General features: G+C 61.7%; 1 protein-coding gene. It reads left to right on the plus strand.

Annotation, left to right across the window (positions count from 1 at the left end; all coding sequences use genetic code 11):
- Positions 1–152: 152 nt before the first annotated feature.
- Complete coding sequence (locus tag ACFE99_RS15905; protein WP_375486919.1) at positions 153–1,100, plus strand: phage major capsid protein; 948 nt, start codon at positions 153–155, stop codon at positions 1,098–1,100.
- The last annotated feature ends 184 nt before the right edge of the window (positions 1,101–1,284 follow it).

A 1,284-nucleotide genomic window follows, 5' to 3' on the forward strand; every position in this document is an offset into this window, starting at 1 on the left:
ACGGCAATCCGGGCGACTACGACAACACGCCCGGCGGTGGTTTCCCTTTCGCGCGCACCAAGAGCGCGAGCACAGATGCCGGCTATGGCCACAGTGAGCCGAAATGGCAGCCACCAAGCCCGCTGCACGCCAGCCGAGAACATCTAAAGGGCATGTTTGAGGCAGCCCGACACAAGCAGCCCTACCGCTTCGAGGTCGGCGGCGTCGCCACCAAGGACATCGGCAGCTACGGTGTGCGCTCCAAGAGCGCGATCAGCGAAGGTGGTTTCGGTGGCTTGGCGGCGGTGATCCAGCCCCCGCTGACGCTGAACCTGCCCTACGAGCCGGACCGATTCTGGTCCCATCTGCCGGGGATTACCGCCGATGTCCCTGCGCTGGAATACCTATCTCATGACAGCAATGCCAGTCCCGCACAAGTAACCCCAGAGCTGGGCACCAAAGTCGATGTAGGAATGCAGCTTTCCCCACACATCATCACTCCGGTCAAGATCGCCGCGCTGGCATCAGTGAGCATGGAGGCGTTAAGCGACTTCGAATACTTCGCCGGGTTTGTGCCCACCGAGCTTTCGCGTGCGCTGATCAATGCCGAAACGAACCTGGTTATCAATGGTGGCACGGCTGGCGGCCCCACCGGCATGACAGGCGTTCTGGCGGTAAGCGGTGTCCTGACCCGCGCGACCGGCAGCGACACGCCGCTCGACGCAATCCAGTTGGCCTTCAACGATTTACGGGTCGGTCCGGCGTACGCCACAGCGGATTTGGTGGCGATGCATCCAACGACTTGGAATGCGTTGCGGCGCCAGAAGACGACGTTCTACAGCTACCTCCTGGCGCCCGACCCAGCGACGGGCCAAGTCAATACGCTGTGGGGCGTGACCGTCGTCGCCAACACCATGATCCCGGCGGGCTTGGCCATCGTGCTCGACACCACACAATCGCTGCTCGCCTGGACGCGGTGGGGAATGTTCATCCAAACCAACCCATACGGCGACGCCGAGTGGACTCAGAACTTCATATCCTTCCGCTGTGAGGAACGCATCGGGTTGGGTGTGAGACGAGCCAGCGCGATCTGTGTTGTCACCGGACTACCGACGAGCTAGCCATGAAAGTAAAAGTATCGCAACCGTTTCGGGTAGTTCACGATGGTGTGGCTTACAGTCCTGGCGATAGCCCTGAGGTTCCCGACGAGGTTGGGAAACATTGGGTTAGGCGCGGCTGGGCCGCTGAGGTCTGTTCGGAGGCATTCAGGGTGACCACGTGGGGGTAGTTGCCCGGCGCTGAGGG

The sequence above is a fragment of the uncultured Mycobacterium sp. genome, from assembly GCF_964249325.1.
In the GTDB taxonomy this organism is placed as follows: domain Bacteria; phylum Actinomycetota; class Actinomycetes; order Mycobacteriales; family Mycobacteriaceae; genus Mycobacterium.